This window comes from Curtobacterium sp. VKM Ac-2865 (genome assembly GCF_015350905.1).
GTDB lineage: Bacteria > Actinomycetota > Actinomycetes > Actinomycetales > Microbacteriaceae > Curtobacterium.
In genome coordinates this window covers 300547-318406 of record NZ_JADKRZ010000003.1, presented here as the reverse complement: position 1 = coordinate 318406, position 17860 = coordinate 300547, and the positions used below count along the sequence as shown (strand labels likewise).

Genomic DNA, 17860 nt, shown 5'->3' with positions numbered 1-17860 from the left:
GTCAGTGGCGATGCCCATCAGCGGCGTCCTCCCTTGCGAGCACCCATGCGTCGGAGGGTGCGCTCGCGGCTCAGCTCGGCGCGGCGCGCGGCCACGTTCTCGGCACGCTTCTTGCGCTGCAGGTCGCGCAGCTCCTTGCGGGTGTAGACCGCGTTCGCAGCGACGTCGACCTCGATCGCGGAGGCCTGCCCGTGCGGCTTGCGGAGTGACCAGAGGTACAGGCCGAGGATCACGACGGCGCCGACGACCGCGTCGATGACGAGCCCGATGATGCCGAAGCGCGCGATGCCGGAGGCGACGGCGCCCACGGCGGCGGCAGCGGGGAGCGTGATGAACCAGGCGATGACGATCTTGCCCGCGGTCGACCACTGGATCTTCGAGCCGCGGCGACCGAGGCCGGCGCCGATGATCGACCCCGAGGACACCTGCGTGGTCGAGAGCGCGAAGCCGAGGTGGCTCGACGCGAGGATCGTGGCGGCGGTGGAGGCCTCGGCGGCGAAGCCCTGCGTGGCGCGGATCTCGGTGAGCCCGGACCCGAGGGTGCGGATGATCCGCCAGCCACCGGTGTAGGTGCCGAGGGCGATCGCGAGGGCACAGGCGACGACGACCCAGAACTGCACGCCCTGGCTCGACGACTGGGCACCGGACGCGATCAGCGTCAGCGTGATGACGCCCATCGTCTTCTGGGCGTCGTTCGTGCCGTGCGCGAGCGACACCATCGACGAGGTGAAGATCTGGCCGACGCGGAACCCGCCACGCTCGTTCGGGAACACGGGGCGTCGGGTGATCCGGTACGCGATGCGCGTCGACAGGAACGACACGAGCGCCGCGATCACCGGGGAGAGGAACGCCGGGATGATGACGACGGTCAGCAGCGCGACGTAGTTCACCGACTGGAACCCGGCGCCCACGATCGCCGCACCGATGAGCCCACCGAAGAGCGCGTGCGAGGACGACGACGGCAGGCCGCGCAGCCACGTGATCATGTTCCAGACCACCGCGCCGATCAGTCCGGCGAAGATCATCTCCGGCGAGATCGCGACCCCACCGGGGCCTTCGTTGATCAACCCGTGCGAGATCGACGTCGCGACGGCGGTGCTCAGGAACGCACCGACGAGGTTGAGCACCGCGGCGACCGTGACCGCGACCTTGGGCTTCATGGCCCCGGTTGCGATCGGTGTCGCCATCGCGTTGGCGGTGTCGTGAAATCCGTTTGTGAAGTCGAAGAAGAGGGCCAACGCGATGACCAGGACGACTATGAGTGTGATGTCCACCGCGGGCCAGTGAACCAGTCCTCGGCGTCCGGGGCAAACCCGGATGGTCACCTGATGTTCACCTCGGCTTCCAACTCGTTCAGCTTCGGAAGCATGCCGATGGGAGAATGAGGGCATGGACACCGCCGAGCTCCTCATCCTGCTGGTCGGATCGTTGCTCGTCACCGGGTTCGCACGGTCGAAGGGACTGCCCGCACCGCTCCTCGTGACAGCGGTCGCGCTGGCCGCCTCGTTCCTGCCGGGTCTGCCGCCGATCGAGATCGACTCGGAGCTGATCCTGACGGTGATCCTGCCGCCGCTGCTCTACTCGGCGGCACTCGACGTGTCGTGGCAGAGCTTCCGGACGTCCATCAAGCAGATCCGCCGCCTCGGCATCTTCCTCGTCATCGTGACGGCGCTCGCGGTCGGCCTGGCGGCGTACATCATCATCCCGGACATGGACTGGCCGGCGGCGATCCTGCTCGGCGCCATCGTGGCCCCGCCGGACGCGGTCTCCGCCGCCGCGATCGGCCGCAAGCTCGGGCTCCCCCGCCGCGTGATGACGGTGCTGTCCGGCGAGAGCCTGATCAACGACGCCGCATCGCTGACGTTGGTGCGCGTCTTCACGCTGATCGCCGCGGGCACCTCGCTGACGATCTGGCAGGACCTCGGCATCTTCGGCCTGGCCATCGGCGTCGGCCTGGCGGTCGGCATCGTGCTCGGCGTGCTCGTGCACTGGATCCGGATGCGGATCAACGACCCGGTCGTCGAGACGATCATGAGCATCCTGCTGCCGTTCGTGGCCTACATCCTGGCCGAGGACCTCTCCGGCTCCGGCGTGATCGCGGTCGTCACGGCGGGGCTCTACATCGGCTACAACTCGCCGAAGGAGGGCTACGCCACCCGCTTGCAGGAACGCCCCCTCTGGACGAGCATCGACGTCATCCTCGAGGGCTTCGTCTTCGCGCTCATCGGCCTGCAGCTGAACACCGTCGTGCAGGACCTCATCAAGAGCGAGCGGAGTCTCGGGCAGACGCTGACCGCGGCGGCCGTCGTGCTGGCGGTCGTGATCCTCGTGCGGCCGCTCTTCGTCTTCGAGTCCTACGTGCGCAACCGCTTCAACGGGCGGTGGCTCCGACCCCTGCGGATCAAGCTGTCCCGCGGGCACCCGTCCCTCCGCTGGATCCGCGGGACCGCCGAGCCGAAGCTGAACTGGCGGGAGCTGACGGTCATCTCGTGGACCGGCATGCGCGGCGTGGTGACCCTGGCCGCGGCGGTGTCGGTCGTGGCGAACCCCGTCGACATCAAGGCCCAGGACACCATCTTCGTGATCGCCTTCATCGTCACCGTCGGCACGCTCCTGCTGCAGGGCCTGACGCTGCCCTTCGTGATCCGGTCGCTCAAGGTGCAGGACCCGGCCGAGGGCGAGGAGGACGTCCGCAGCGAGATGCGCCTGAACCAGCGCACCACCGAGGCGGCGATCGAGCTGCTCGACAAGCGCCGGCCGGAGTGGGCGAAGCAGTACGGGGACCAGGCAGTGGACTCCGTCGTCAGCCGACTCAAGAGCCGACTCCAGCGACAGGCGGAGGTCTTCCGTCAGGACGCCATGGAAGAGGAGTCGGAGGACCGCGACGCCCCGTCGCGGCTCCGCGGCTCGCAGATCCAGGACATCCGCCGCGAGCTGCTCGACCGGCGCCGCGAGATCGTGCTCGAGGAGCGCGAGCGCGGCAACCTCGACGAGGAGGTCATGCGCCGCGTGCTCGTGACCCTCGACGCCGAGGAGCTGGCGATGGACTCGGCGCAGGCGTCCCGCAGCCGGTCGTAGGAGCGCGAGAGGGGTCCGTCACCCAGGACGGCGGTCAGAGGCCGGGCGTATCCTCGGATGACCGACACGAGACCAGGAGCACAGCGCGCCAGTGAGCACCCCGCGGAACGACGTCCCGAAGCACTCCGACACCCCGGACCGTCCCGGCGCGTCCACACCGCGACCCGCTCCGAAGCAGCGCACGACGCGCCCCTCCACCCGCGGCACCGCTCCCCGCCGCGGAGCGAAGGTCGCGGGGGCCTCGCGGTCGACGCTCCGCCGCCAGGCCCCGGTCCCCCAGCCGCAGCGGATCAGCGCCTACCGCCGCTGGTTCTCGACCCTGCACCCGTCGCTGCAGCTGATCGGCCTGCAGCTGTGGATGCCGCTGTTCTTCATCGTCGGCTTCTGCCTCTGCTACGTCTTCGCGTTCCACGCCCCGCACCCGCACGACGTCCCCGTCGCGCTCATCGGCAGCGACCCCGGCTTCGTCGCCGCGGTGCAGAAGGCCCTGCCGGGCGAGTTCGTCTTCCACACGTACGACTCGCTGGTGGCGGCGAAGCGGGACGTGCTCGCGGGGTCGATGGCCGTCGCGTACGACCCGTCGACGAACGAGTTCTTCAAGGCCAGCGCGCACCAGTTCCAGGTCGCCAGCCTCGTCCCCGCGACGCTGACGGCGGTGCTCACCGCGATCGGCGTCGCTGCTCCGAAGGTCACCGAGCTCGCAGCGCTGCCCGCGTACGACGAGTACGGCACCGTCCCGATGTACGTGATGCTCGCCTGGTGCATCGGTGGGTACATGGTCGCGATGTTCATCGGCATCATGGGCGGACCGCTGCGCCACCGCACCCGGATGGCGGTCATCGTCGTCGGCGGTCTCGTCATCTCGCTCATCACGAACACGCTCGCCGGGCCCGTCGTCGGTGCCATCCACGGGCACTGGATCGAGCTCGTGCTCATCGCGTGGGGCTGGATCGTCGCGATCGGCCTGGCGGTGAACGGCCTGAGCTACTTCGTCGGCCGGTTCATCGCCGCACCCGCGATGATCTGCTTCGTCTTCCTGTCGATGCCGTCCTCCGGTGGCGCGTACCCGAAGTGGTTCATGCCGGAGCCGTTCGCCTGGCTCAACAACGTCGTCGTCGGTTCGAGCATGGTCGACATGATCAAGCACCAGGTCTACGGCGTCGGCCCCGGCCCCGCCCGAGGCCTCATCACGATGGCCTGCTACGCCGGCGCCGGGCTCGTGCTGATGTACTTCGGCAAGATGTGGTGGGAGCGCCGTCGCATCCGCGCGATCGTCACGGGCCGCACCACGATGTTCCAGGACGCCCAGAACGCCAACCGCGAGTTCCTCGGCAAGCAGCGCGACGTCGAGCTCGAGCGGCACGGGCTGTCCTCCACCGAGACCGGCACGCTGCAGGTCCTCCGCGACGAGGACTGGCAGGACGACCGCGTCGGTGGCGACGTCTTCACGGGCGGCCGCGACGGCCTCGAGAACGAACCGCTGACCACGGGGCGCATCCCCGTGGTCCGGCAGACGGACCGGCAGCCGGCGGGCAGCCGGACGGGAGGCCCTGGTGCGGGCCCACGCACCCGCCCCGTCCCACGGACCGACGGCTCCGGCACCCCGGCCGAGCCCGCCAGCACGTCCCACAGCCGGCACGCGGCACGCTGATCACCGTCGCGCCGGGCGGTATCCTGGGCCGATCATGACCCGTACCGCCTGGCACCGCCTCCTCGTCACGCTCGTCGTCGCCCTGCTCGCGCTCACCGCGGCACTCTGGGTCACGAGCGTCGTCCTGGCGCCGGCGGACGGTCGCAACACCGCCGGGCTGTTCGTCGGATGGGCGATGTTCGCGCTCGTCGGCGCGATCGTGGTGGGCATCGTCGACTTCTTCGTCCGCCCGCTCGGCGGCCGGAGCGGGGACGCCGACGTCATGGCCGAGGCCGAGGAAGCCCGCACGGGCAGCACGCGCACGCAGCAGCGCCGCTGAGCCCGACGGCAGTGCCCGAGCTGTCTAGCGGTTCGGTGCGTCGACGCCAGTGCCCGTGAAACCGGCGACGGTCGCGTTGTCCTCCGCGAACGTGAAGCGTGCGTCGACGGTCCCGCCGCGGAGCACGCTCGGCAGCCAGTAGCGGGCGTCGTCCCACATCGCGTCGTACGGCACCGCGTCGACCGGGACCCACCGCGCTTCCAGCTCGTCGCTCGCGGTGGGCGTGCCGGACCAGCGCCGACCGACGAAGACGTCGGAGACCTGGGACCAGGACGGCCGGAACGGGAACCGGTAGTCCAACGTGCCACGAGCCTCCAGGTCGGCGGGGTCGAGCCGCAGGCCGACCTCCTCGGCGACCTCGCGCACGGCGGTCTCGACCGCCGACTCCCCCGGCTCGCGCTTGCCACCCGGGCCGACGACGCGCCCCGTCCCGAGCCCGCGGCGCTTCTCCCCGAGGAGCACCTCCGGCCCGTCCGCACCGTCGCGCAGCAGGTACACGACGACGACTCGGGGGTGCTGGTTCTTCGTCTCGTCACGGGTCGGCACGTGTCCAGTCTGGCCGATGAACTGGCGTACGCTCGTTCCATGGCAGGTGGTCTGCGGGGGCACGGTGGCTGAGCACCGGCGGTTCGGGCGCAGTCTCGAGGTGCTTCGAGCCGAGGCAGCGGAAGAGATCTCGATGATCGTCGAGCACCGCAGTCGGCAGGGCGACGACCCGTGGGAGTTCATGCCGATGCTGCCGACGGTCGACGAGCAGGTCGTCCTCATCCTCCGCGCGGAGGCCCTCGAGCTGGACGACGCGATCGGACGCCGGAGCGCGCAGTGGTCGATGCACCCCGCCTCCGGGCAGGGCACGCAGCTCGGCGAGGAGTACCACCGGCTGCGTCGCATCGCGCTGCAGCACCCGGAGCTGACCGAGGCCGTCTGGAAGCTCATGGGAGCCCTGCCGAAGCAGAGCTGACCTGCGGTTGGATGGTCGCATGACCGAAACCGTGCTCGCCGTCCTGAACCAGCCCTCGCGCGAGGCCGCCGCGCACGACCCCGCAGCCGATGCCTTCACGTACGAGGCCCCGCTCGCTGCGACCATCCAGGTGCAGGACCTCGGCATCATCCGCGGCGACGGCGTCTTCGAGACGATCACCGTCGTCGACGGTCGTCCCCAGGCCCTCGAGGCCCACCTCGACCGCTTCGTGCGCTCCGCCCGCATGCTCGACCTGCCGCTGCCCGACCTCGACGCCTGGCGCCGCGCGGTCGAGGCCGTCTGCGCGGAGCTCGACCCCGTGCACGAGGCCTTCGCGAAGACGGTCATGACCCGCGGCGTCGAGGGCTCCGACCGCCCCACCGGGTGGGTGTACGCGGCGGCGTCCGGCGACTCGACGCCCGCCAGGACGCAGGGCATCTCGGTCGTGACGCTCGACCGCGGGTACCGCCACGACGTCGAGCGGACCTCGCCGTGGCTGCTGCAGGGCGCGAAGTCGCTGTCGTACGCCGTGAACATGGCCGCACTGCGTGAGGCCGTCCGACGCGGCGCCGACGACGCCCTGTTCGTCTCGAGCGACGGCTACGTGCTCGAGGGCACCCGCGCCAACCTGGTGATGTCGGTCGGCGGGCGACTCGTGACGCCGCGCACCGACATCGGCATCCTCGCCGGCACCACGCAGGCGGACGTCTTCCGGTTCGCCGAGGCCGAGGGCATCGAGACGGCCTACGAGCTCGTCACGATGGCGGACCTGCGGGCCGCCGACGCGCTGTGGCTCGTGTCGAGCGTGCGGCAGGCCGCGCCGATCCGGCTGGTGAACGGGGACGAGCAGGCGATGGACCTCGACCTGACGGAGCAGATGAACGAGTTCCTGTTGGCCCGGGAGTCCTGAGGCGGGTCGCTGCTGCTGGGTGCGTCGCGCAGCGCTACCAGCGGGGCGTGGTGACGCCGACGCCGTCGGTCCACGCGAAGACCTGCTTGCCGTCGATCCACACCCGGGTCGCGCGGCTGGTGGCGTCCAGCGGGTCACCCGACCACAGGACCAGGTCGGCGTCCCAGCCGGCTTCGAGGCGGCCGACGCGGTCCCCGAACCCGAGGAACGTCGCCGGGTTCACGGTGAGGGCCTCGAGCGCCGTCTGGCGGGGCAGGCCGTCGCGGACCGCCATCGTCGCCTGCGTGACGAGCATGGCGATCGGGACGACGGGTGCGTCGGTGGTGATCGCCACGCGGACACCGGCGGCGGCGAGCGCCGCGAGGTTCGGGATGCCGCGGTCGCGGAGCTCGACCTTCGACCGGCTGGTGAAGAGCGGGCCGTAGATCACCGGGACGTCCTTCGCTGCCAGGACGTCGGCGATCTTGTGGCCCTCGGTGCCGTGGTTCACGACGAGCCGGTAGCCGAACTCCTCGGACAGGCGGATCGCGGTGGCGATGTCGTCGTGCCGGTGGGTGTGCTGGTCCCAGACGAGCTCGCCGTCGAGCACACGGACCAGGGTCTCCTTCGTCAGGTCACGGGCGAACGGTTCGCCCTTCGCGGTGGCGGCGTCGCGCGCAGCTCGGTAGTGCTGCGCGTCGACGAAGGCCTCGCGGATGACCTTCGCGACGCCGAGCCGGGTGGAGGGCGTCTGGCCCTTGTCTCCGTAGACGCGCTTCGGGTTCTCGCCGAGGGCGCTCTTCACGCTGACGGCGTCGGAGATCAGCTGCTCGTCGATCGTCCGGCCGCCCCAGGTCTTGATCGCCACGGACTGCCCGCCGATGGGGTTGCCGGAACCGGGCTTGACGACGATCGCGGTGACACCGCCCGAGAGTGCGTCGCGGAAGCCCTCGTCGTCGATGTCCACGGCGTCGATCGCACGGACAGCGGCCTGGTTCGGTCCGGTGAGCTCGTTCGTGTCGTTGCCGGCCGGGCCGTTCGCCTCCTCGTGGATCCCGACGTGCCCGTGGGCCTCGACGAACCCGGGGAGGAGCCACGCTCCCGCGGCGTCCACCACGGGGATGCCGGGCGGCGGTGTGACGTCCGGGCCGATCGCGGTGATGCGGCCGTCCTGCACGACGACGGCTCCCCCGTCGAACTCCTGGGACGTGACGGGGACGACGTGGGCACCGGTGATCGCGAACGTGTTGGTCATGCCCTCCACGGTAGCCGCGGCCGGTGACGCGGGAGGCGGGATACAACATGTCGACGATGCGCGGTGGGGGCGACGACGTGCCTACGCTCCGAGGGACGACAGGAGGACACATGGACGACGACGGCCCCGGTCCCGCTCTCGCTTCCACTTCCGCTTCCGCCCCGGAGTGGGCGGTCCACGGCACGGCGGAGCGGCCGTGGCGCAGTACGCGCCGTGGCCCTCGTGCCGACCGTCTCTGCACGTCGGTCACGACCTCGGTCCCGCCGCCCATCGCCGACCGTCGGTACGACCCCGTGCCCGAGGACCTCGCGCTGCTCGACCGCGCAGCGGCGGCACTCCGGAGCCTCGACCAGCACCACGGGGACCGGCTCGGCGCACTGGGCGGACTGCTGGCACGGACCGAGGCCGTCGCGTCCTCGCGGATCGAGGACGAGCACGCCGACCTCGACGACTACGCCCGCGCCGTGGTCGGTGTGCGGGCGAACGGCAGTGCGACGCTCATGGTCGCCGCGACGACCGCACTCCGACGCCTGACCGCCGACGCCGGCAGCGGCCCCGTCACGGAGCGCTCGATCCGCACCGCGCACCACGACCTGATGCGTGACGACCCGCTCGACGGCCGCGACGCCGGCCGGTACCGCACCGTGCAGAACTGGATCGGCGGGGGCGGCAGCCCACGGCTCGCGACGTACGTCCCGCCACCACCGGAGCTCGTCCCCGACGCCATGGCGGACCTCGTCGCCTTCCTCGAGCGCGACGACCTGCACCCCGTCGCGCAGGCGGCGATCGCGCACGCCCAGTTCGAGTCCGTCCACCCGTTCACCGACGGCAACGGACGCGTCGGGCGTGCGCTCATCGGGGCGGTCCTCCGCCGCCGCAGGCTCACCACGACGGTCACGGTGCCGGTCGCCGCGGCGCTCGTGGCCGACCGGTCGCGGTACTTCGACCACCTGGTCCGGTACCGCTCCGGGTTCGTGCACGGCTTCGTCGCCGACCTCGCGGTGGCGATCGGGACGGTCTGCGACGAGGCTGCGCTGATGGCACTGCTGCTCGACGAGCACGCCGAGGACACCCGCCGTCGGTTCCCCTGGCCGCTCCCCGAGCTCCGCCACGACGCCGTCCTCACCGAGGACGACGCCGAGGACCTCCTCGTCGCCCTCCGTCGGCGGTCGCCGGGGTCCGCGCCGGGTTCGGTCGACGCACTGGTCCAGACGCTCGAGCGGACCGGGACCATCCGTCCGGTCACGCAGCGCCGTCGAGGCCGAGCGTGGCTGGTCACCGGGGTCGCCGCCGAGCTCGATGCGTTCGCCGAGCGCGTCGGCGCCGGGGTACGCGACCGCGCGGACCGCGAGCTCGTGCACCAGGTCGCGGCCTAGGCTGGGACGGTGAGCAGCGAGCACGAAGCGACCACCCCGCCCACCGCCGACAAGCGGCCCGTCACACGGACCCACCACGGCATCGACTTCGTCGACGACTACGAGTGGCTCCGTGACAAGGAGTCGCCAGACACCATCGCGTACCTCGAAGCCGAGAACGCCCACACCGCCGCGTCGACCGACCACCTCGCCGCCCTGCGCGAGCGGGTCTTCGGCGAGGTCAAGGGCCGCGTGCAGGAGACCGACCTCTCGGTGCCGGTGCGGATGGGGCAGTGGTGGTACTTCACCCGCACGGCCGAGGGCAGCCAGTACGGCATCCAGTGCCGTGCCCCGATCAGCGGTCCGGACGACTGGACCCCGCCGTCGCTCGAGGAGAGCGCGGCCACGCTCCCCGGCGAGCAGGTCGTCCTCGACGGCAACACCCTGGCCGACGGGCACGAGTTCTTCTCGCTCGGCTCCTACGACATCTCCGACGACGGCACCCGGCTGCTGTACGGCGTCGACGTCGCCGGCGACGAGCGCTACACGCTGCACGTCCGCGACCTGACGACCGGTGAGGACCTGCCCGACGTCGTCGAGAACACCGGTTCCGGCGCCACGTTCGACCCCTCCGGCCGCTGGGTGTTCTACCCGACGGTCGACGACTCCTGGCGCCCCGACCGCATCTGGCGTCACGCCGTCGGGACCGCCTCGACGGACGACGTCGTCGTCTTCGAGGAGCCCGACGACCGCTACTGGGTCGGCATCGGCGTGACCCGGTCGTCGCAGTACATCGTCATCGAGCTCGGCTCGAAGATCACGTCCGAAGCGTGGATCCTCGACGCCGCCGACCCGACGGGCGAGTTCCACGTCGTCTGGCCCCGGCGCGAGGGCGTCGAGTACGAGATCGAGCACGCCATCGTCGGCGGCAGCGACCGGCTGCTCGTGCTGCACAACGACGGCGCCGAGAACTTCGAGCTCGTCGACGTCCCCGCCGACGACCCGACCTCCGAGACCGACCGCCGCGTGGTCGTCCCGCACCACACCGAGCGTCGCATCGAGTCCGCCGACGCCTTCGCCGGCCACCTGGCCGTCGAGTACCGTGCCGAGGCCCTGCCCCGCGTCGCGATCATCCCGATCGAGGGCGACGGCTACGGTGAGCCGCGTGAGGTCCCCTTCGCCGAGGCACTGTTCTCCGCCGGACTCGGCGGCAACCCGGAATGGGAGCAGCCGACCCTGCGCATCGGCTTCACCTCGTTCGTCACCCCGTCCGAGGTGAGCGACCTCGACCTGGCAACCGGCGAGGTCACGGTGCTGAAGCGCCAGCCCGTGCTCGGCGGCTACGACCCCGACGACTACGTGCAGGAGCGCGACTGGGCCACCGCCGAGGACGGCACCCGCGTGCCGATCTCCCTCGTGTGGCGCCGCGACGCCGTCGACACCGACACCCCGGCCCCGCTGCACCTGTACGGCTACGGCTCGTACGAGTACTCGATCGACCCCGGCTTCAGCGTGATGCGCCTGTCGCTGCTCGACCGCGGCGTCGTCTTCGCCGTCGCCCACGTGCGCGGTGGCGGCGAACTCGGCCGGCACTGGTACGAGAACGGCAAGACCCTGACGAAGAAGAACACGTTCACCGACTTCGTCGCGGTCGCCGACCACCTCATCGCCAGCGGCCGCACCAGCCCCGACCGGCTCGTCGCCGAGGGTGGCAGTGCCGGCGGACTCCTGATGGGTGCCGTCGCCAACATCGCGCCGGACCGCTTCACCGGCATCCTGGCAGCGGTGCCGTTCGTCGACGCGCTCACGAGCATCCTCGACCCGGACCTGCCGCTGACGGTCATCGAGTGGGACGAGTGGGGCGACCCGCTCCACGACCCCGAGGTCTACCGCTACATGAGCGAGTACAGCCCGTACGAGAACGTCCGCTCCGACGTCGCGTACCCGGCGATCCTCGCGGTGACCTCGATCAACGACACCCGCGTGCTCTACGTCGAACCGGCGAAGTGGACCGCCAAGCTCCGCGAGGTCGGCGCCCCGGTGCTGTTGAAGACCGAGATGGCCGCCGGGCACGGTGGCGTCAGCGGTCGCTACGCCTCGTGGCAGGAGCGGGCCTTCGAGCTCGCGTGGATCCTGGACACGCTCGGGCTCGCCGACGTCTCCCCCGCGGCGGCCTCGGCAGCGCCGATAGCGGCGGGCTAGAGCCCGAACCACATCGAGGGAGCAGACGACGTCGTCTGCTCCCTCGACGAAGGAACCGTGCGTCACACGCGGTTGAGCGCGTGCACCGCCTCGTCGTAGGACTCCTCGGCCAGGCGCACCCGGTCACCGGCCAGCACGCCGTACCCGAACGTCGACTCACCACCGCGCTCCGCGATGGCGGCGTTGGCCCGCAGCGCGTCGAGCGCGTACAACGACCGCACCCGCTCCGTGAGCACGTCCGCCGCAGCCCCGATGCGCTTCCACAGCGCGTGTGGGAAGGCGTCGTCCCCGAGCAGGTCCATCGCCATCCGGGCGCGCATGGTCGCCTGCCACGCCAGCTCGGTGGTGGCACGGTCGGCCGCCTCGCGCTCGGCCGCGGTGTCGGAGGTGTCGTCGGCCACCGCGTCACGCACGAGCTCGCGCACGTGGGGCTTCACGATGGCGGAGACGTCCTGCGCGGCGTGCTTCGGGGAACGCAACGCCCACGCGGTCGGCGCAGGACGCTCCACCGCGTCGTCGAGGGCGTCGAGGAGCTCCAGGAACGCCTCGGTGTGCAGGAACGCCACGACGTCACGCGAGGCCTGGTCGCGGCGCTCCCTGGTCGACGCCAGGATGCGCTCGCGGGTCATCGCGTCGACGAGCTCGTCCTGCGCGGGTGAGGAGGCCCGCGGCAGTCGCTCGATCAGGTACTCGGCCAGCGCGGCCTTGGCGGTGACGGCGGCCAGCGCGTCCGCCGCCTCGGCGGCGCGGTCCAGCTCCTCGGTCGCGGCGAACGCCGGACGGTACGTCTGCAGGACGGCCGCGACCCCGAGCGCGGTCTCGGCCGTCTCGCGGAGGCCGGCGGTGTCGCCGGACCGCAGCCGGGCCTCCTGGGAGAGCAGCGCGGAGCGCAGCTTCTTGAGACGCTTCGTGATCGCGCGGGCGACGGTGCCCTTGTCCGGCTTGTCAGCGGACTGGAGGCGCGGTGCGGGTGCTCCTGCCAGCCCACGCGCCAGCTTGGACGCGACGGCGGCGGGGCCGGCCCCGACCGCGGCGAAGCGGCCGTCGAGGGACCGGAGGAACTCGTGGGCGACCTGCTGGTCGACGCCCTCGACGGTCTCGACCTCGGCCTCGCGCCAGGTCCTGGGGTCGGCGGGGGCGTCGGCGTCGAGGCGCTCGGCGCTCACGCGGTCGTCGGCGAGCTCGGCGATCTGGTCGCCGTCCTCGTCGAGGAGCCGCGTCACCGTGCGGGTGGTCGTGATCCGGACCACCGGCCGCAGGCCACGTCCACGGCGTTCGGTGAACAGCGCGGCCAGGACCTCCACCGGCACGGTGTCGGCGTCGTCCGTGAGCGGGAAGTGCTCCTCGTGCCGGACGGTGTCGGACTCGGCGCGCTTGATGTGCCAGCCGGCGTCCGGGCCGCCCGTGCGCCGACGGACGGTGACGTGCGCCGCGACGAGGTCGTACCGCTCGGTGTCCCAGTAGGTCGCGTCGAGCTCGAAGGGCTCCTGGTGGTCGACCTGCATGATGCCGCCGACACCGATCAGGTCGGGCAGGCTGGCGTCGTCTGGAAGGTCGTAGGTGCGCTCGATCTCGAGGTGCGTGTCCGTCACGTACCCCTGTCTACCAGGGTGCCCGGGGTGCTCACGACACCGCGGGGTTAGCCTGTGGACATGAGCGAGACGATCACCCGCGACGCGTTCGTGCCCCAGGCCGGCGGCGTCACCATGTTCACCACCACCTGGTGCGGCTACTGCGCCCGTCTGAAGAACCAGATGTCCAAGGCCGGCGTGCCCTTCACCGAGGTCGACATCGAACAGACGCCGGGGACGGCCGAACTCGTCGCCGAGGTCAACGGCGGCAACCAGACCGTGCCGACGCTGGTGTTCCCCGACGGCAGCACCGCGACGAACCCGTCCCTGGCCGAGGTCCAGTCGCGCATCTGACGCGCTGCCCGGGCGGCGTCCGCATCGGCGGCGCCGACCGCCCCGCACAACCGAAACCCGCTCGAACCGCGGAAGTCCGTGGTTCGAGCGGGTTTTCGTTGTTCGGCACCGAACGGCACCGAACGGCAGGTCAGCCGCCGAGCGCCTCCGTCAGCAGCGCCGCCATGGCGTCGAGCTGGATGTCGCCCGAGTCGACCACTTCCTCGTCGGATCCGTCGAGCGCTCGCGCTGCCAGGCCCGCCTTGGAGTCGATGAGCTCGGCGATCTTGGTGTCGATCGTCTGGGCCGCGATGATGCGCCACGCGGTGACGGGTTCTTCCTGACCGATGCGGTGCACGCGGTCGATCGCCTGGGTCTGCTCGGCACTGGTCCAGGACAGCTCCGCGAGGACGACGTTGGACGCCACCTGCAGGTTGATCCCCACGCCGGCCGCCGTCAGCGAACAGACGATCACGGCGACGTCGGGGTCGTTCACGAACGAGTCGATCTCGGCCGTGCGCTGCGCCGCGGTCTGGTCGCCGCGGATCGTCGCGGTGCGCAGGTGCCGACGAGCGAAGACCTCTTCGGCCTGGTCCATCACGTCGAGGTGCTTGGCGAAGAACACGACCTTCCCGACGTTCGTGGCCAGCTGCGCCGCGTAGTCCGCCGCCAGCTGGGCCTTCGCACGACCGATGCGCCGGACCATCGAGAACACGTTCTCCCCGGTCGAGGAGGCGTCCTGGTCCTCGAGCTCCCACCGCGCGACCTGGCGGACGAGCTTGTGGTCGATGCCCTCGACCGGCGCCTGGCCGGTGCGGGCGTCGAGCGCCTGGTGGTAGCGCTTGACGAGCTTCGCGGTGAGCTCCCGCTCGGCGTCGCGGATCGAGCGGCCCTCGTCGCCGTCGAGCTCCACGGGGATGTCGGCGATGCGACGGGCGGGGATGTCCGCCGCGACGTCGACCTTGCGGCGTCGGACGATGCCCATGTCGATCACGGCGCGCCGGGCCTCGGCGAAGAAGCCCTGGTCGGCCGGGGTGAGCCCGATGTCCTCGAGCTCGTTCATGAGCTGCGCGCGCGGCTTCTTGTCGTCGATCCAGCCGAGGTACTCCCAGATCGTGCGGAAGTCCTCCACCGAGTTGATCAGCGGGGTACCCGTCAGCGCCATGAGCAGCGGCGACGAGGTGCGCGCGCGGATCTTCTCGGCGAGCTGCAGCACGAACCTCGAGCGCTGCGAGTCCTTGTTCTTGATGAAGTGGGCCTCGTCGACGACCATGCCCTTGAACCCGAAGGCCCCGAGCCAACCGAAGTGCCGGTCGAGGATCTCGTAGTTGACGATCACGATGTCGGCGAACCCGTCGAGGTCGTCACCGTCACCGTGGATGACCGTGGCGCGGCGGTTCGGCACCCAGCGAGCGGCCTCGCGCGCCCAGTTGGTCTTGACGACGTTCGGCACGACGACGAGCAGCGGGTACGCCCCGGCGGCCTCGGCAGCGAGCAGCGACTGGGCGGTCTTGCCGAGTCCGGGCTCGTCGGCGAGCAGGAACGTGCGGTGGCCCTGCGCGGCGGAGGCGACGAGCTCCGCCTGATGCTGCATCAGCGCGGTGCCGGAGACGGTCTGCACGGAGGTCGGGTCGGGCAGCCGCATCGAGGCCGCTCCCCCGCCGGCGCCGTACTCGAACGACTTGAAGAGCGGTCCGAACAGCTCCCAGTTCGCAAGACGACGCGGGTGCGCGACGGGCTGGTCGGCGAGCGCGAAGTCCGGCGGCAGGAACGGGTTCGCGAGCTGGCGCTGCACCACGGCCTGCGGCACCACGGCTCGCTCCTGCGCGGTGACCACCGGCGCGGGCTCGGCGGCGATGACGAGGTCCTCCGGCTGCATCTCCACGCCGCCGGCGATCATCATGTCGCGCTTGACGGTGCGGGTCGCCTCGGTCACCGGCGACTCCTCCGCCAGGAGCTGGATGACGCTGGTGTCCCGCGCCGCCGTCTTGGCGAGGATCGTCGCGACGCCGTCGAGCCGCTTCATCTGCTCGGCCCGCTGTGCGTCGGTGAGCGTCGTGTCCGCCTTCACGCGGGCACGTTCCTCGCGCATGAGCAGGGCGACCGCCTGGAACTTCGTGCGGTTCGACGCCTTCAGCGGTCCGCGCTGGGCGGCCGCCTCGACCTCGCGCACCGCGCGGGCGAGCACGGGGATGACGCCGTCGTTGTCGAGCGGCCGGGTCCGGCGCGACGCGGTCCGCGTCCCACCGGCTGCACGCCGCGTGCCTGATCGAGCCAAGGCTCCTCCTTGTTCCGTCCCGAGACCGGGGCGAGCCGCCGTCCTGGCGGAAGTCGTCGGTGCGTCCGTCGCACCACTGCCATGGCGGGCCGATGCGGCCCACCGGTGCGCCGATCCCCACGACGTTCTGGCTGTCGACCGTGCCCGTCGCGGTCACCCGGGTGGTGTCCGATGGGTTCGATCTGCGCGGAGGATCCGGCGCTGTCGCACGCACGCGACTCACTGGGAGCGGCCGCGGACCCGGTGCCCGCTCGACCAACCGGTCGGGTGCCGTGTCCGGAATCGACGCGGCGTGCGAGCACGCGGTGCGTGCGCGGTCAGTGTACTCCCGGACCACCGACGGAGGCGACTCGGCGCACCCCGCGCGCGTCGGGCCTCCAGGCCGTGGTGTGGGCGGGAACGCGCGTTGCGGGTGCAACCGCGCCTACCAGGTCGGATCTTCCGACGCACCACGCGCGTTCCGACCTGCCGCCCAAGGCGCGGTCGGCGGGAACGCGCGTTGCGAGTGGAATCGCGCGTGGCCGGTGCAATCGCGCGTTGCAAGGGGGAACGGGCGTGGTGAGCGGAATCGCGCGTACCGGGTCAGATCTTCCGACCCAGTACGCGCGTTCCGACCTGCCGGCCCACGCGCGGCAGGTGGGAACGCGCGTCTCAGCGGCGGGGCGCGGACCGGGGGCGGGCCGACCCGTCGGCCGGGAGGCTCGGCGCCGGCTCCGCGAGCGCGGCCCGTGTCGCCCGCAGCAGTTGTTCCGCGGTGGCGATGCCGTTCGCGGAGCCCGTGGTCGCCTGGCCTCCGGCGTGCGCCAGCAGCTGGGCGCCGATGGCCGGTCCGAGGCGCTCCGCGGCGGCGGGGTTCCGTGCGGCCCAGTCGCGGGCGATGGCGTCAGCGAGGCGTTCCGCGGCTGCGCCTCGGTCGGCGTCACCCCGGGAGCGGTGCCACAGCCCGGTGACGACGAGGTGTGCGACCACCGCGCCGATGTCGCGGACCGGGTAGCCCCAGCCGGCGGTGTCGATGTCGAGCAGGCCGGAGATGCGCCAGGGCTCGTCCTCGTCGACGAAGACCTGCTCGAGGTGCAGGTCACCGTGCACGACCTGTCTGTCGGTCGTGGTCCAGCCGATCGAGCGTCGGCCGATCGCGTCGTAGAGCTCGTCGATCTCGAGCGCGTCCTGCGGGAGCGCCGTGACGAGCGTCTTCCGGTGCCAGTCCGCGTGGTCCATCGCGTCGGCGCGGGCCTGCTGGGTCATCGGCACCGTGGCGATCCGGCCGGTCAGCGCCGCCAGGGACGCCACGAAGCGCGGGTCGTCGGCGATGTCGAGGATGCGGCTGCCCGCGGGCACGCCACGGATCCGTTCGAGCACGAGCAGACCGTCACCACGACTGGAGAGCACGCGCGGCACCGGGAGCCCGGCCGCGACGAACTGCTCGTGCGTGCGGACGATCGGTGCGACGCGGTGCGGGCGGACGACCTTGAGGAAGAGCGTGCCCTCCGGGGCGTCGACCCGGACCACGGCGCGCTTGCCCGGGCGGTAGGCGGCGACGGTCAGCACGGGGTTCGTCACCGGCATCCCGAGGGTGGTCAGGAGCTCGGCCACGGCGTCGCGGTAGGTCACCTGCGGCAGGACCGGCAGGCCGGGGTCGTTCGGGTACGCCCAGACCGAGACGGGCTCGTTCGTCGCCGGGTCCGTGACCAGGGCGCTGTTCTGGTCGTGGGTGCCGCCGGTGTCGACGTAGGTCAGGACGGTGGCGCGCAAGTTGTTGCGGTCGAGGGTGTCGACCTCATACCCGTACAGGTACCCGTTGCCCGAGGGCTCGACCGAGTGCGCGCGCGCAGCCACGACAGTGGTCCCGGAGCCGACGAAGGCCTCCGGGATGACGCGCTCATGATTCGGCCACACAGGATCAGTCAACCGTGTCCGTGCGGTTTCGTCGCGTTCGTGCACGGCTCGGCGTGCGGATGCGTGGCTAGC

Annotated in this window: 14 protein-coding genes; 8 read left to right on the top strand and 6 right to left on the bottom strand. The window is 71.5% G+C overall.

The genetic code is table 11. The features are described from left to right. Positions 1 to 17 precede the first annotated feature (17 nt). On the bottom strand, positions 18 to 1274 hold the full coding sequence (locus ITJ54_RS10275; protein WP_323741676.1) for an anion permease: 1257 nt from the start codon (positions 1272 to 1274) through the stop codon (positions 18 to 20). A 115-nt stretch (positions 1275 to 1389) separates the two neighbouring features. Between ITJ54_RS10275 and ITJ54_RS10270 the strand changes: the two genes are divergently transcribed. The 3 genes from ITJ54_RS10270 (at position 1390) to ITJ54_RS10260 (ending at position 5048) form a co-directional block, all read left to right on the top strand. Next, positions 1390 to 3078: a cation:proton antiporter gene (locus ITJ54_RS10270; RefSeq protein ID WP_194627952.1), complete on the top strand. Its 1689-nt coding sequence runs from the start codon at positions 1390 to 1392 to the stop codon at positions 3076 to 3078. Between the two features lie 91 nt (positions 3079 to 3169). Beyond that, positions 3170 to 4729 carry an ABC transporter permease gene (locus ITJ54_RS10265; protein WP_194627950.1) on the top strand — a complete coding sequence of 520 codons (1560 nt, stop codon included), beginning with the start codon at positions 3170 to 3172 and terminating at the stop codon, positions 4727 to 4729. A 34-nt stretch (positions 4730 to 4763) separates the two neighbouring features. Next, the gene (locus ITJ54_RS10260) at positions 4764 to 5048 is read left to right on the top strand and encodes a hypothetical protein (RefSeq protein ID WP_194627948.1); all 285 of its coding nucleotides are present in this window, start codon (positions 4764 to 4766) and stop codon (positions 5046 to 5048) included. Positions 5049 to 5072: 24 nt separating this feature from the next. On the opposite strand, the gene ITJ54_RS10255 is transcribed toward ITJ54_RS10260, so the two are convergent. Next, positions 5073 to 5594, bottom strand: a complete 522-nt coding sequence (locus tag ITJ54_RS10255) for an 8-oxo-dGTP diphosphatase (protein ID WP_194627946.1) — start codon at positions 5592 to 5594, stop codon at positions 5073 to 5075. Positions 5595 to 5610: 16 nt separating this feature from the next. Here ITJ54_RS10255 and ITJ54_RS10250 point away from each other — a divergent pair, with 16 nt between their 5' ends. Continuing rightward, a complete protein-coding gene (locus tag ITJ54_RS10250; RefSeq protein ID WP_323741675.1) occupies positions 5611 to 6009 on the top strand; it encodes a tryptophan synthase subunit alpha in 399 nt (132 codons plus the stop codon). 19 nt (positions 6010 to 6028) lie between these two features. Further along, positions 6029 to 6919 (top strand): aminodeoxychorismate lyase, encoded by an 891-nt coding sequence (locus ITJ54_RS10245; RefSeq protein ID WP_194627944.1) that lies wholly within the window; start codon positions 6029 to 6031, stop codon positions 6917 to 6919. Positions 6920 to 6953: 34 nt separating this feature from the next. Here ITJ54_RS10245 and ITJ54_RS10240 read toward each other — a convergent pair whose 3' ends face one another. Next, entirely contained in the window at positions 6954 to 8153 is a 1200-nt protein-coding gene (locus tag ITJ54_RS10240; RefSeq protein ID WP_194627942.1) for an amidohydrolase, read from the bottom strand. Between the two features lie 293 nt (positions 8154 to 8446). Between ITJ54_RS10240 and ITJ54_RS10235 the strand changes: the two genes are divergently transcribed. Beyond that, positions 8447 to 9529 carry a Fic family protein gene (locus ITJ54_RS10235; protein ID WP_194627940.1) on the top strand — a complete coding sequence of 361 codons (1083 nt, stop codon included), beginning with the start codon at positions 8447 to 8449 and terminating at the stop codon, positions 9527 to 9529. 9 nt (positions 9530 to 9538) lie between these two features. After that, the gene (locus ITJ54_RS10230; protein ID WP_194627938.1) at positions 9539 to 11710 is read left to right on the top strand and encodes a S9 family peptidase; all 2172 of its coding nucleotides are present in this window, start codon (positions 9539 to 9541) and stop codon (positions 11708 to 11710) included. Between the two features lie 62 nt (positions 11711 to 11772). On the opposite strand, the gene ITJ54_RS10225 is transcribed toward ITJ54_RS10230, so the two are convergent. After that, complete coding sequence (locus ITJ54_RS10225) at positions 11773 to 13302, bottom strand: CYTH domain-containing protein (RefSeq protein WP_194627936.1); 1530 nt, start codon at positions 13300 to 13302, stop codon at positions 11773 to 11775. Between the two features lie 60 nt (positions 13303 to 13362). Here ITJ54_RS10225 and ITJ54_RS10220 point away from each other — a divergent pair, with 60 nt between their 5' ends. Next, positions 13363 to 13635, top strand: coding sequence for a mycoredoxin (locus ITJ54_RS10220; protein ID WP_071274277.1), 273 nt, complete (start codon positions 13363 to 13365; stop codon positions 13633 to 13635). Between the two features lie 130 nt (positions 13636 to 13765). Here the strand turns inward: ITJ54_RS10220 and ITJ54_RS10215 are convergent, their stop codons facing one another. After that, on the bottom strand, positions 13766 to 15892 hold the full coding sequence (locus ITJ54_RS10215) for a DEAD/DEAH box helicase (RefSeq protein ID WP_194627934.1): 2127 nt from the start codon (positions 15890 to 15892) through the stop codon (positions 13766 to 13768). A gap of 651 nt (positions 15893 to 16543) precedes the next feature. Further along, positions 16544 to 17800, bottom strand: a complete 1257-nt coding sequence (locus ITJ54_RS10210; protein WP_194627932.1) for an aminoglycoside phosphotransferase family protein — start codon at positions 17798 to 17800, stop codon at positions 16544 to 16546. Between the last annotated feature and the right edge of the window lie 60 nt (positions 17801 to 17860).